12 protein-coding genes are annotated in these 12,562 nt (G+C 72.0%); 6 read left to right on the forward strand and 6 right to left on the reverse strand.

Annotated features, from left to right (window positions below; all coding sequences use genetic code 11):
- Positions 1 to 56: 56 nt before the first annotated feature.
- Genes QT196_RS16460 through QT196_RS16470 form a run of 3 tightly spaced genes read right to left on the reverse strand, consistent with a single transcriptional unit; the run spans position 57 to position 3,438 of the window.
- A complete protein-coding gene (locus tag QT196_RS16460; RefSeq protein ID WP_290355143.1) occupies positions 57 to 938 on the reverse strand; it encodes an SDR family oxidoreductase in 882 nt (293 codons plus the stop codon).
- Entirely contained in the window at positions 935 to 1,918 is a 984-nt protein-coding gene (locus QT196_RS16465) for an alpha/beta hydrolase (protein WP_290355144.1), read from the reverse strand. The genes QT196_RS16460 and QT196_RS16465 overlap by 4 nt, the downstream gene beginning before the upstream one ends.
- Positions 1,915 to 3,438 (reverse strand): NAD(P)/FAD-dependent oxidoreductase, encoded by a 1,524-nt coding sequence (locus tag QT196_RS16470; RefSeq protein WP_290355145.1) that lies wholly within the window; start codon positions 3,436 to 3,438, stop codon positions 1,915 to 1,917. The genes QT196_RS16465 and QT196_RS16470 overlap by 4 nt, the downstream gene beginning before the upstream one ends.
- Before the next feature lie 280 nt (positions 3,439 to 3,718).
- On the opposite strand from QT196_RS16470, the gene QT196_RS16475 reads away from it, so the two are divergent.
- On the forward strand, positions 3,719 to 4,453 hold the full coding sequence (locus tag QT196_RS16475; RefSeq protein WP_290356668.1) for a MerR family transcriptional regulator: 735 nt from the start codon (positions 3,719 to 3,721) through the stop codon (positions 4,451 to 4,453).
- 25 nt (positions 4,454 to 4,478) lie between these two features.
- Here QT196_RS16475 and QT196_RS16480 read toward each other — a convergent pair whose 3' ends face one another.
- Complete coding sequence (locus QT196_RS16480; protein WP_290355146.1) at positions 4,479 to 6,449, reverse strand: AfsR/SARP family transcriptional regulator; 1,971 nt, start codon at positions 6,447 to 6,449, stop codon at positions 4,479 to 4,481.
- A 369-nt stretch (positions 6,450 to 6,818) separates the two neighbouring features.
- Between QT196_RS16480 and QT196_RS16485 the strand changes: the two genes are divergently transcribed.
- Positions 6,819 to 7,325, forward strand: a complete 507-nt coding sequence (locus QT196_RS16485) for a stress protein (RefSeq protein ID WP_168479664.1) — start codon at positions 6,819 to 6,821, stop codon at positions 7,323 to 7,325.
- Positions 7,326 to 7,545: 220 nt separating this feature from the next.
- Here QT196_RS16485 and QT196_RS16490 read toward each other — a convergent pair whose 3' ends face one another.
- Both QT196_RS16490 and QT196_RS16495 read right to left on the reverse strand, forming a co-directional pair.
- Positions 7,546 to 8,313, reverse strand: coding sequence for a DUF6333 family protein (locus tag QT196_RS16490; RefSeq protein WP_266738916.1), 768 nt, complete (start codon positions 8,311 to 8,313; stop codon positions 7,546 to 7,548).
- A 100-nt stretch (positions 8,314 to 8,413) separates the two neighbouring features.
- Positions 8,414 to 9,217: an exodeoxyribonuclease III gene (locus QT196_RS16495; protein WP_266738917.1), complete on the reverse strand. Its 804-nt coding sequence runs from the start codon at positions 9,215 to 9,217 to the stop codon at positions 8,414 to 8,416.
- Positions 9,218 to 9,368: 151 nt separating this feature from the next.
- Here QT196_RS16495 and QT196_RS16500 point away from each other — a divergent pair, with 151 nt between their 5' ends.
- The 4 genes from QT196_RS16500 to QT196_RS16515 all read left to right on the forward strand — a co-directional run bounded on the left by QT196_RS16500 (position 9,369) and on the right by QT196_RS16515 (position 12,515).
- Positions 9,369 to 9,854, forward strand: coding sequence for a GNAT family N-acetyltransferase (locus QT196_RS16500; RefSeq protein ID WP_168479670.1), 486 nt, complete (start codon positions 9,369 to 9,371; stop codon positions 9,852 to 9,854).
- A 135-nt stretch (positions 9,855 to 9,989) separates the two neighbouring features.
- Positions 9,990 to 10,913, forward strand: a complete 924-nt coding sequence (locus QT196_RS16505; protein ID WP_168479672.1) for an ABC transporter ATP-binding protein — start codon at positions 9,990 to 9,992, stop codon at positions 10,911 to 10,913.
- Positions 10,910 to 11,938, forward strand: a complete 1,029-nt coding sequence (locus QT196_RS16510) for an ABC transporter permease subunit (protein WP_266738918.1) — start codon at positions 10,910 to 10,912, stop codon at positions 11,936 to 11,938. Before QT196_RS16505 ends, QT196_RS16510 begins: the two co-directional genes overlap by 4 nt.
- Before the next feature lie 178 nt (positions 11,939 to 12,116).
- Entirely contained in the window at positions 12,117 to 12,515 is a 399-nt protein-coding gene (locus tag QT196_RS16515) for a GntR family transcriptional regulator (protein ID WP_168479674.1), read from the forward strand.
- The last annotated feature ends 47 nt before the right edge of the window (positions 12,516 to 12,562 follow it).

Raw genomic sequence — 12,562 nt, forward strand, 5'->3', positions numbered from 1 at the left:
GCATTTCGATCACGATTGACTACGGTCCGTGAGGATCGCCGCTCAGCGGCGGCGGGTCACCGGTCCGCCCGCGCCTTCTCGTCGGCCTCGCCGCCGGCGCCCACCAGACCGATCCGCATCCCGTCCAGCCGGTCCCCGAAGCGCCGTATCTCCCGTCGGCCCACCGTCCCGATGAGCCCGGGAAGGTAGCCGCGGACCGACTGCATCCCGCGCAGCCACCACTGCCCGTAGACATGCGCGGAGCGGCGCTCGATGCCCGCGACGATGCGGTCGACGGCGGGGCCCAGCGGATAGGTCTTGTTCGCCGGCCAGGGCAGCCGGGAGCGCAGCTCGCGCATGATGTCGTCCTGGTCGGCGCCGCGCACCATGTCGGTGTCCGTCCAGCTCAGATAGCCGACGCCGACCCGTACGCCCCGGTGGCCGACCTCGGCGCGCAGGCTGTGCGCGAAGGCCTCGACACCCGACTTGGACGCGCAGTACGCGGTCATCATCGGCGCCGGGGTGATCGCGGCCAGCGAGGCGATCTGGAGGAAGTAGCCGCGGGACGCCGTGAGGAGGGGCAGGAAGGCCCGGCCGGTGACAGCGCCGCCGATGAGGTTGACCTCGATGACCCGCTTCCAGGCGACCGGGTCGGAGTCGGCGAAAGGACCGCCGGTCGCCACCCCGGCATTGGCGACGACCACATCGACCTTCCCGAAGCGGTCCTTGACCTCGCCCGCCACCCGGGCCATCGCCTCGTGGTCGGTGACATCGGCGTGCCAGTGGTGCGCCGGGCCGTGCAGCGCGGCCGCCACCCCGCGCAGCTCGTCCGGCTCCAGGCCGACCAGTGCCAGCGTCGCACCGCGCGCCGACAGCTTGCGGGCCAGCAGCGCACCGACCCCGCGCGCCGCACCGGTCACCACCACGACCTGCCCGGCCAGGCTCCTGCTCGCGCTCATACCGTCTTCTCCTTCTTCTGCCGGGTGCCGTCGGCGACTTCGGCGGTCACGGCACCCGTGGTGCCGGTGCTCCGCAGGTGGTCCTGTACGAGGGCGCGCAGTCGCCCGGAGACCGCGCCGGGGTCCTCGATCGGCGTCATGTGGCCCAGGCCCGGCAGCTCGGTCAGCCCGCGGAAGTCGGGCAGGACGGAGGCCAGCCGGCGGGCCTGCACCGGCGGGGTGAGCCGGTCGGCGGTGCCCGTGAGGACCGCGGTCGGCAGCTCCAGCCGGGCGGCGCCGCCGGTCAGTTCGAGGCCGTCCAGCACCGTGCCCCAGCGGGCCCGTACCGCGGTCGGACAGCCGTGCACGATGCGGGCACAGGCCTCGATCTGCTCGGCGGAGGCGGCCGGCCCCATCGTGGCGTACTTCAGAGCGCGCCGGGTGAGCGGCGATACGGGGCCGAGCGGGGCCCGTGACCGCAGCATCAGCCGGTGGGCGCGCCGGCGGGCCTGCGGGCTGCGCAGCGGGAACACCCGTGATTCGGCGGGCAGATCGGCGCTGCCGGTGCTGCACAGCAGCGCGGCCGCGGCCCGCTCGCGCAGCTGGGGCCGCTCGGCGGCGGCCATGATCGTCATACCGCCCATGGAGTGGCCGCCCAGCACGGCGCGTTCGCCCGTCGCCAGGGTCGCCTCCAGTACGGCGACCAGGTCGTCGGCGAGGGCATGGGTGCTGTGGCCCGCCGGGCCGGCGGCGGGGCTGCGGCCGTGGCCGCGCTGGTCGTAGACGACGACCTTGTGGTCGGTGGCCAGCTCGCGGACGACCGGGGCCCAGAAGGCGGTCGAGCAGGTCCAGCCGTGCGCGAGGACGACGGCGGGGGCGGACTCGGGGCCATGGATCTCGGTGTACAACCGGGCGCCGTCGGCCGAGGTGACGGTCCGGGTCGTGCGCGGCACCGGCGGGGCGTACGGACCGCTGGTGACATGGGCGGGCCGGCGGCTCATGCGGCCACCTCCGCACGCTCGCCGGTGCTCGTGCCCGCGGCCTTCGGTGGCCGCAGCACCTCGTACTCCGCGAGGTCGACCTGCCGGGTGACCTTCTTGAACTCCCCGGTGGTGCCCGGCCAGACGGTGGTGTTGCGGCCGCTGGCGTCCAGATACCAGCTGTCGCAGCCACCGGTGTTCCACACCGTGCGGGTCATCCGCTCCTGGACCTTGCGGTTCCAGTCCTGGACCGCGGACGGCCGGGCGTCGAGCGCGATCTTCCCGCCGAGGACGTCCAGCTGGCGCATGAAGTCGGCCAGGTAGTTCAGCTGCGCCTCGATCATCAGGATCATCGAGCTGTTCCCGAGGCCGGTGTTGGGGCCGATGATGGTGAGGAAGTTGGGGAAGCCGGCCGCGCTGGCACCGCGCAGCGCCTCCATGCCGTCCTTCCACTCCTCGGCCAGCGTCGTCCCGTGGGCGCCCGTGACGCGCTGCGCGATCGGCATATCGGTCACATGGAACCCGGTGCCGAAGACGATCGCATCGGCCTCCACCTCGCTCCCGTCGGACCCGACGAGGGTGCTGCCGCGGACCTCCGTCAGCCCCGCGGCGACCAGGTCCACATTCGGCTGCGCCAGGGCCGGGTAATAGGTGTTGGAGAGCAGGATGCGCTTGCAGCCGATGCGGTAGTCCGGGGTCAGCGCGGCCCGCAGCGCCGGGTCCTTGACGGCCTTCTTCATATGGTTCCGGGCCAGGAACTCGATCAGGCCCAGCTCATCGGGGCGCTTGGTGAAGGCGCTGACCTGCATCTCCCGGAGGCCCCAGAGCAGCCCGCGGCGCGCGGCCCGGGTCGCCGGGACCTTGGTGTGCAGCCACTTCTCGGCCGCGCTGATCTCGCGGTCGGCGCGCGGCAGCACCCAGGGCGGGGTGCGCTGGAAGAGCGTGAGGCGCTCCACCTCCGGCTGGATGGCGGGCACGATCTGGATCGCCGAGGCGCCCGTACCGATCATGGCGACGCGCTTGCCGCGCAGGTCGTAGTCGTGGTCCCAGCGGGCGGAGTGCGAGACCTTGCCGGGGAAGGTGTCCAGCCCCGGAATGTCGGGCACCTTGGGGTCCGACAGCGGTCCGGTCGCCGACACCACCACATCCGCGGTCAGCGGCCCGCTCGCCGTCTCCAGCTCCCAGTGCAGCGCGTCCCCGTTCCATCGCAGGGCGCGCACCTCCGAGTTGAAGCGGAGGTGCGGGCGCAGCCCGAAGGTGTCGGTGACCCGCTCCAGGTACGCGCGGATATGCGGCTGTCCGGAGAAGTTCCGCGGCCACTCCGGGTTGGGCGCGAAGGAGAAGGAGTACAGGTGCGAGGGCACATCGCACGCACATCCCGGATAGCTGTTGTCCCGCCAGGTGCCGCCCACCGCATCGGCCCGCTCCAGGACCACGAAGTCGGTGATCCCCTGGCGTCGCAGCCGGACCGCCGCCCCCAGACCACCGAAACCCGATCCGATCACCGCAACCCGCACATGCCCGCGCTCGCGCTCGACCATCCCGCCGCCTCCCGATTTCGACGTTCTTCCCTGCCATCTTCAGTGCCATGACCTTCGGCGTCACAGCCGCCCGCCCAACTGCGCCAGCAATCACTGGCGCAATGGGAGCGTAGGGCAGCCACGTACCGAGCGGTAGGGGGCGGGCGGCAGGAAGTTACCGCCGGTCGCCCCCGGCCCCCGCCTCACACCCCCGGCATAGGCTGAGTCCGTGGCAGCGAACGAGAACCCCCAGGACGCGCGGACGGAGCCCGCGGGCCACCGCGCCGCGCGCGAATTCCGCATGGCCGACCTGGCCGAGGAAGCCGGCATCACGGTCCGTACGCTGCGCTTCTACCGCGAGCGCAAGCTCATCCCGCCACCGCGCCGCGAGGGCCGGATCGCCTGGTACAACGAACACCACCTCGCCCGGCTGCGCACCATCGGCGCCCTCCTGGAGCGCGGCCACACCCTCGGCGGCATCGCCGAGCTCCTCTCGGCCTTCGACGCCGGCCGCGATGTGGGCGAACTCCTCGGCCTGGAGAACCCCCTGGTCCCGCCCTGGTCCGAGGAGACCCCGGTCCGCCTCACCCCCGAGGAACTCGCCGACCACTTCAGCGAGGACATCACCGCCGAGAACCTCAGCACGTCCCTGGACCTCGGCTATCTCGCCGTCGACGGCGACGAGTTCGTCCACATCAGCCGCCGTCTCCTGGACGCCTCCACCGAACTCGTCCACCAGGGCATCCCGTTGGCCGCCGTCCTGGAAGCCGGCCGCCAGGTACGCGCCCACGCCGACGCCCTCGCCGAGGTCTTCACCGGTCTCATCCGCACCCACCTCCTTTCCGACGTCCTCAGCCGCATCGCGGCGTGCGAGGACGTCGGCCCCCGGGAGGCCGACCACATCGGCGAGACCATCGAAAAGCTCCGCCCGCTCTCCGCGGGCGTGGTCGAGGCCGAGCTCTCCATGGCCATGGACCGCCGGGTCCGGGCGGAACTGGCGCAGTGGCGACGCGAGGAGGGGCGGGAGGAGAAGTGACCGCGAGCCGCCGGGCGGCCGCGGCTCAGCGCCACGGCCCGTACCGCGCCGTGTGGTCGCGCAGCCGCTGCCGGGCCAGGTCCCGCTCGGTCGGTGTCTCCTCGACCGCGACGAGCTGCTCGGCGTAGATGCGCACCAGATCGGTCCGCAGGTAGGACCCCTGCGCCTGCTCCTCGACCAGGTGCGCGTCACACAGTTCGGCGAGGTGGCGGCGGGTGCGTTCCAGATCGCGTCCGGCCAGTGCCGCGGCGGTGGGCGCGTCCACGTCCGGGCCGGGATGCAGCCCGAGGAGGCGGAACAGCCGGGCGGCCCCGCTCGACAGCGCGCGATAGCTGAGATAGAGGCTGGTCTCCACCGCCAGATCGGCGTCGTGTGCGGACAGCTCCTGGAGCCGGCGCCGCTCATCGGCCAGCTTCGCCGTCCAGTGCACCAGCGACCAGTCGGGGTGCGCCATCAGCCGCGCCGCGGCGATCCGCAGCGCCAGCGGCAGTCTGTCGCACCGCTCGACGAGCACCCTCGCGGCGTCCCGGTCCGCCGCGACGCGGGACCGGCCCAGCGCGTTGCCCAGCAGCTCCAGGGCGTCCTCCGCGGCGAACGGCCCCACCGTGAGCAGGGCCGCCCCGTCGCGGACCACCAGCCCGCTCAGCCGCCGCCGGCTGGTCACCACCGCCAGGCAGCCCGGGGTCGCGGGCAGCAGCGGGCGCGCCTGTTCGGCCGTGCCGGCGTTGTCCAGGACGACGAGCATCCGCCGGCCGGCGAGCAGTGAGCGGTACAGCGCCGAGCGCTCCGCCAGGGGTTCGGGAACCTTTGCCTCCGGCACTCCCAACGCCCGCAGAAACATGGCCAGTACGGTGGCCGGGCGCATCGGGGGACGCTCGAAGCCCCGCAGGTCGGCGAAGAGCTGCCCGTCGGGGAACTCGTCCTTGTGGGAGTGCGCCCAGTGCACCGCCAGCGTGGTCTTGCCGGTCCCTCCGGCGCCCGTGAGCACCACACAGTCCGGCCGCGGCAGCCGGTCCAGCTGCTGGTCCAGCGCGACGGTCTCCCGCACCCGGCCGCAGAAGTCGGCTATACGGGGCGGGAGTTGGGCCACGGCCGGGGTCGGAGCCGACGGGTAGCCGGAGCCGTACGGGACGGCGGGGCCGGACGAGGTCCCCGGGTCGTGGCCGGGGCCGGAGCGCGTGCGGGGGCCGGAACCCGGGCCGGGGCCGGAGCCCGGACGAGGACCGGAACCCGGACGGGGACCGGAACCCGGACGAGGACCGGGACCGGGACCGACCGACGTGCGACCGGCGAACAGCGGGGGGCCCGCGGGCTCCCCGCCCAGCACCGCCAGATAGGTCTCACGGAGGGCCGGGCCGGGATCGATGCCCAACTGGTCCTTCAGATGCCGTCGGGTGCGGTGATAGTGGTCGAGGGCCTCGGCCTGTCTGCCGCTCGCCTGAAGCGCGCGCATCAGCAGCGCGGTCAGCTCCTCGTGCAGGGGATGCTCCGCGAGCCAGGCCATCAGCTCCGTGACCAGCTCCCCGTACCGGCCGAGCAGCAGCAGCTTGGCGCCGAGCTCCTGGAGCGCCGCCACCCTTGCCTGGGTCAGTCCGACGCCCAGCGCCCGCCGCACCCGTTCACCGGGCACATCCGCCAGCGCCTCGCCCCGCCAGAGCCCGAGCGCCTGGCGCAGCTTCGCGACGGCGGTCCGCGGCTCGGCCTCGTGGGCACCCGACACCAGATACCGGAACCGGTTGACGTCCACCGCATACGGATCGGCGAGCAGCACATACCCCTGGCCGCGGGTGGCGATCTCGGCCTGGCCGACCAGCAGCCGCCGCAAGCGGTGCACATGGTTGTGGACCACACCTCTCGCCCTGGCCGGCGGGTCCGCGTCCCAGGCCAGGTCGATCATTCTGCCGACCGTGATCACCTGATTGACCTCGCTGATCAGAATCGCGGCCACGGTGCGCAGACGGCCCGTTCCGAGGCTCAGCAGTCGCCCATTGTTCACTTCAATTTCAACCGGCCCTAGTAGCCGCAACTGAACCATTGTGACCCCGACTTCACGCCGCCGATGCAGGCACGGCAAATCGCCTCTTTTTCCAGAAAGACCGCCGAAGGGAACCAAGGGTTCCGTTTGCCTCGGCCGCTCTCACTATGTGGACACCGTCAGTGAATTGACGAAATGTCAATGAAAAGCGCGGGCTGTCGACTGAGGCCATGATCACGATGTGAGCGGATCATGAGCGCCGCCTTGAAACATCACTTCCGTGCCGGTGACCGCCGCTTTCCCCCGCGGCTGTCCGGGCCACCTCTCCGGCCCCTCCCACCCGCATGGGGGGCCGGAGAGGCCTGCCATCCGTACCCATGGAGGAGAACCATGTCCAACATCGTGAAGAAGAGCCTTGCCACGGCGGCCCTGTGCGCAGCCCTGGCCGGCACGGCCGTCGCCTTCCCGGCGACCGCCTCGGCGGCGCCCGCGGCTCCCGCCGCCGCGGCCGGCGAGTCGCCGGTCAGCGTCGGTGCCAACGCGAACCTCAACATGAACGTCGACGTTCTCGGCATCGCCAACAAGATCGAGGCGTCGATCAAGACCGCGCAGAACCGTGAGGGCTTCGTCAAGAGCTTCATGGAGTCGGCGTTCTACGCGGCCGGCGGCAAGTACAACGTCATGGTCCACAACCTGAGCCAGGGGTACGAGGACCACTTCAACGGTGTGCAGTCGTTCGGCACCGCCACCTATGACGGTGTCGTCTACGGCATCTGGGTGTTCGAGGACGGCGAGTTCACGAACAAGGGCGACGGCGGCTACATCAACTGGGCCTTCCGCGGCGTCTTCGAGCGTCCCGACAACGGTGGCTACGTGAAGTTCTCCCGCGTCTCCTGACCCAGCGGTCGCAGCACCCCCCAGCGTGACGGCCCGCCGGAATCTCCGGCGGGCCGTTTTGCTGTCCGCCGCCGCCGCGGCCCCCTCCGCCCTCTCGTGCGTACCCGGCACCGGGAAATGCCGCGCACCCCGGCACCGGAATTCCCCCGGCGACCCCGGCACACACGGGAATGCCCCGCGGAATCAGACGTTTACATAAACTGGCCGGTAGGCATCCGGCTCACTTCCCGAGCCACACCTCGTCCAGGTCACCCACGGCCCTTTCCGAGCGCCTGACCCGGAAAAGGGACGCCCGCAGGCCTTCGTGGGTACTCCAGTCGATGTCGGCGAAGCCGCCGACGAAGAAGTCGGTGTAGCGGTCCCAGTCGCACCAGTCGATGTTGTCGGGTTCGTCGGGGTCGGTGTACGTGTCCCGCACCGTTGCGGGATCGATCCCGATGACGCGCAGCATGCCCTCCGGGTCACCGGTGACCTCAAGACCCTCGGCGTCGGTCCACCCGCTGACGTCCAGCTGATGGCCCCCGGGCAGGTCCACCACGTGCTGGCAGTAGGTGAGCCCGTAATCCATGGACATCGTCCCGACGATCCGGGCCTCCGGATGCAGCGCGCGCTGCACACCGACCTCCCCGTCCATCCCGCACCCCATGCCGTAGTCACCCAGCGCCGGGTCGCTGATCCACACGATGTCGCCCCAGCAGCCGACCGCGACATAGTCGAGGTCGGCCCGCATCTCCGGATCCTCCAGGTCCGCCGTCCGGCGGGCCGGCAGCTCCTCCAGGACCGCATCGACGGTGCCCAGCGACTCGACGACGCGGCGGGCACGCACCGGATCGTGCGGTTCCGGAGTCCATGGACCGGCGGCTGCCGCCGGCTCGCGGAACGGCGGGAAGGACAAGGTCAGCAGGGTGGTGCTGCCCCGCCACGCCCTGACGAGATCGGGGTGGTCGACCCACGCCCCGTCGTATGTCTCAGCCTCGGTATATCCCATGGTCCGGAGAATAACTGCGGGGACTGACAACGCAGTTGGGCCCGCGGTCCGGCCACTTCCGGCTCACGGGCTCCTGGCGTCCGTACCGTCCGCCCGGGGCTTACCGGTCGAAGACCACCGTCACCGGCGCATGGTCCGACCACCGCTGGTCGTAGCTGGCCGCCCGCTCCACATACGCCTTCACCGCACGCGCGGCGAGACCGGGAGTGGCCATGGCGTAGTCGATCCGCCAGCCGGCGTCGTTGTCGAAGGCGCGGCCCCGGTACGACCACCACGAGTACGGGCCCTCGGTGTCCGGGTGCAGGGCGCGGACGACGTCCACGTAGCCGCCGCGGGTCCCGTCCAGGACGTCGGTCAGCCAGGCGCGCTCCTCCGGGAGGAAGCCGGACTTCTTCTGGTTGGCCTTCCAGTTCTTCAGGTCGGCCTCCTGGTGCGCGATGTTCCAGTCACCGCACACCACCACCTCACGGCCGTCCGCCGCGGCCCGCTCGCGCAGCCCGGCCAGGTAGGGCAGGAACTCCGCCATGAAGCGTTCCTTCTCGTCCTGCCGCTCCGTGCCGACCTCCCCGGAGGGCAGATAGAGGCTGGCGACGGTCACACCGGGCAGGTCCGCCTCGACATAGCGGCCGCTGGTGTCGAATTCCGCCGAACCGAAGCCGATCCGGACGCGGTCCGGCTCCCGCCGGGTGTAGAGCGAGACGCCGGCCCGGCCCTTGGCGGCCGCCGGGGCGTGCACGGTGTACCAGCCCGCGGGCTCGCGCACCTCGTCCGGGAGCTGGGCGGTCTCGGCCCGGACCTCTTGCAGGCACAGCACATCCGCCGCGGTCTCCGCCAGCCACGGGACGAAGCCCTTCTTGGCCGCGGCGCGCAGCCCGTTCACATTCACCGAGGTCACGGTGTACACAACCCTCACCCAGCCCTTTCCCGGCCCCATGGCGTCGCCTCGGGCCAGGGGTCAGGCTCCCATATCCCCGGCCGCACGGTCCTCGGGGGCCGCGGGCCGCGGGCCCCCGCCTCGTCGCGCCCGGCACCCGCCCACCCGTACGCTTTCCGGAATGGAGATACGCCCCGTCCGCTATGACCACCCCGACGCGGTCGCCCTCGACGCGCTGGTGCAGCAGGAGTACGCCCGGCGCTACGGCGACGACGGCGACATCACCCCGCTCACCCCGGAGATGTTCACCCCTCCGCACGGCACGTATCTGATCGCGTACGACGGCGGCCGCCCGCTGGCCACCGGCGGATGGCGGCGGCAGGAGGACACCGCGGAGGGGTACGCGGTCGGCGACGCCGAGATCAAGCGGATGTTCGTGCTCCCGGAGGCGCGCGGACAGGGGCTGGCCCGGCGGATCCTGGCCGCCCTGGAGGCCGACGCCCGGGCCGCGGGGCGCTCCCGCATGGTGCTGGAGACCGGGATCAAGCAGCCGGAGGCGCTGGAGCTGTACGCCTCGTGCGGCTATGCGCTGGTCGAGAAGTTCGGCCTGTACCGGACGTATGACGACAGCCGCTGTATGGCGAAGGCGCTGGTGGCGGAGGACTGAGGGAGCCGGGGCGGCCGCCGCCCCGCGCGGACGGTCCCCCCGGCCCCGCCACCCCTGCCCGCCCTTTGTTGACATGCCTCCGCACCGCTCCCCATACTCATTCCACTAATCAACTAGCTAAAGGGGGGATCCGGGGTGAGTGACTCGAGCCCATGGGCCATCGAGGCCGAAGGACTGGGGAAGAAGTACCACCGCGGCTGGGCGCTGCGGGACTGCTCCTTCCGGCTCCCGGCGGGCCACATCTGCGCCCTCGTCGGCCCCAACGGCGCCGGCAAGAGCACCTTCCTGGGCACCGCGACCCGGCTGGTGCAGCCGACCACCGGCACGCTGAAGCTGTTCGGCGTCCCCGTCTCCGACCCGGCCGTACTGTCCCGGGTCGCCTTCCTCGCCCAGGACAAGCCGCTCTACCCCCGCTTCACGGTGGCCGAGACGCTGCGGCTGGGCCGTGAGCTCAACCCGCGCTGGGACCAGGCGCTGGCCGAGCGCATCGTCCGGTCCGGCAAGGTGCCGCTCAGCGCCCGTATCGGCACCCTCTCGGGCGGCCAGCGCACCCGTGTCGCCTTCGCCCTCGCCTTCGGCAAGCGGCCCGAGCTGCTGCTGCTCGACGAGCCGATGTCCGACCTCGACCCGCTCGCCCGGCACGAACTGTCCGGGCTGCTGATGGCCGAGGCCGCCGAACACGGCACGACCGTCCTGATGTCGTCCCACATGCTCTCCGAGATCGAGGTCATGTGTGACTACCTCATCGTCCTGGCCGAGGGCCGGCTGCGGATGACCGGCCGGACCGACGACCTGATCCCCGCCCACCTGCTGGTGACGGGCGTCGCCGAGGGGGACGACGGGGTCCCCGAGGAACTGCGCCGGCACCACACCGTCATCGAATCCCGGGTCACCGGGCGGCAGTTCAGCGCCCTGGTCCGCACCGGCGGGCCGTTCTCCGACAGCTGGGAGGTGCTGTCGCCGAGCATGGAGGAGGTCCTGCTGGCCTATCTGCGCGCGCCCGACGCCCCCACCCTGGTCATGGACGAGACCGACGGGGCGGAGGAAGCCGCGGCATGAGCACGACCGACACGTCCGGCCGGACCGCCGGCCCGACCGCCGCGGCCGAGGGGCACGGCCCGGCCGGTACGGACGGCGGCCGCCGCGGTCTGCTGCACGGCCTGCCCTGGCTGGTCTGGCACCGGCACCGCACCGTACTGCGCACCGCCCTGCTGCTCACCGTCGTGGGCGCAGCCGTCTTCGCCTACCAGCGCATCGGCGTACAGGACTTCCTGCACACCCACGGCACCTCGCCCGGCCTCGGCGGACGGCTGGCCAACGCGTTCCAGAACCACTACGGCTCGGTGTTCAACGGCGACCTGGACTTCATGCAGTCCCTGCCCGTCGTCGTCGGCGTCTTCCTCGGCGCCCCGCTGATCGCGGGCGAGCTGGAGCACGGCACCGTCACGCTGGTCACCACCCAGTCGGTGAGCCGCGGCCGCTGGATCGCCGCCACGCTCGGGCTGCCGCTGGCCGTCGCGGTGCTGTGCACCACCCTGCTGTCGGCCCTCTTCACCTGGCTGTGGACCCCGGCCCACGCGCTGATCGCCACCGGCGACTGGCTGGCGGGCGGCCCCTTCGACAGCACGGGCCCCGTCCCGGTCGCCATGACGCTGTTTCTGACCGCCTGCGGTATCGCCCTCGGCATGCTGATCAAGCGGGTGGTGCCGGCCATGGCGGCCACCGCCGTCCTCGCCGTGGTCGGCGGTGTGATCTGGGCCGAGCAGATACGCCCCCGGCTCGGCACCCTGCGCAGCGTCACCTACCCGTACGACTCCGACAACGGCCCCCGCCTGCCGTTCGACGCCGTACGGATGGACGACTGGGTGTCCACCGCTGACGGCAAGCTCTACGGCTTCGGCACCTGCGTCCACAGCGACGCCGAGGCCTGCCGGGCCAAGCTGGGCATCGTCAACCGGGTGACCCAGTACTTCGACTACGGGCAGCTGGCCGGTATGCAGTGGCGGGGCGCGGCGCTCCTGCTGGCGCTGGCCGCCGTGGTGCTGGCGTTCGTCGTCTGGCGGGCCCAACGGCGGCCGCTCTGAACGGGCCACCGCGCGGCGGCCCCTACGGGCGGCCGACCGCGCGTCCACGCCGTACGGGGCACGCCCCGGGCGGCGCTTTGACACCCGGGACGGCCGGCCCGATCATCAAGCGGTCGGGCAGCCCGGCCCCGGCGGCCCCCAGGGCGGCACGGGCGGAAGAAGCGGAAGAAGCAGAGAGGTGGTGAGCGTCGTCGAGTTCCGGATCGACCGCCGCAGCGGTGTCGCCACCTACCTCCAGATCGTCCAACAGGTCCAGCAGGCACTGCGGTTGGGCGTCCTGGTGGAGGGCGACCGGCTGCCGACCGCGGCCCAGGTGGCCGCCACGACCAAGGTCAACCCCAATACGACCCTCAAGGCCTACCGCGAACTGGAGCGGGAGGGCCTGGTCGAACCACGCCCCGGCCTCGGCACCTTCGTCAGCCGTACGCTCGCCCGCCCCGAATCCGCCGCGGACGCCCTGCTCCGCGAGGAACTCCGCTCCTGGATGGACCGGGCCCGCACGGAGGGCCTCGACCGGGAGGACGTCCAGGCCCTGGTGGCCTCGGTACTCCAGGACCGGTATCCGGCGGACGGCTGAACCGGTCGGACCCGGCGCCCGCCCTCCTCGCACGGCCCCGGACGGGG

The organism is Streptomyces sp. P9-2B-2, assembly GCF_030406865.1.
Classification (GTDB): Bacteria; Actinomycetota; Actinomycetes; order Streptomycetales; family Streptomycetaceae; genus Streptomyces; species Streptomyces platensis.

Coding starts and splice junctions, on each gene's coding strand:
- QT196_RS16460 (WP_290355143.1), bottom strand. CDS start 938: ATGAGCGCGAGCAGGAGCCTGGCCGGGCAGGTCGTGGTGGTGACCGGT.
- QT196_RS16485 (WP_168479664.1), top strand. CDS start 6,819: ATGTCCAACATCGTGAAGAAGAGCCTTGCCACGGCGGCCCTGTGCGCA.
- QT196_RS16470 (WP_290355145.1), bottom strand. CDS start 3,438: ATGGTCGAGCGCGAGCGCGGGCATGTGCGGGTTGCGGTGATCGGATCG.
- QT196_RS16465 (WP_290355144.1), bottom strand. CDS start 1,918: ATGAGCCGCCGGCCCGCCCATGTCACCAGCGGTCCGTACGCCCCGCCG.
- QT196_RS16510 (WP_266738918.1), top strand. CDS start 10,910: ATGAGCACGACCGACACGTCCGGCCGGACCGCCGGCCCGACCGCCGCG.
- QT196_RS16490 (WP_266738916.1), bottom strand. CDS start 8,313: ATGGGATATACCGAGGCTGAGACATACGACGGGGCGTGGGTCGACCAC.
- QT196_RS16500 (WP_168479670.1), top strand. CDS start 9,369: ATGGAGATACGCCCCGTCCGCTATGACCACCCCGACGCGGTCGCCCTC.
- QT196_RS16475 (WP_290356668.1), top strand. CDS start 3,719: ATGGCCGACCTGGCCGAGGAAGCCGGCATCACGGTCCGTACGCTGCGC.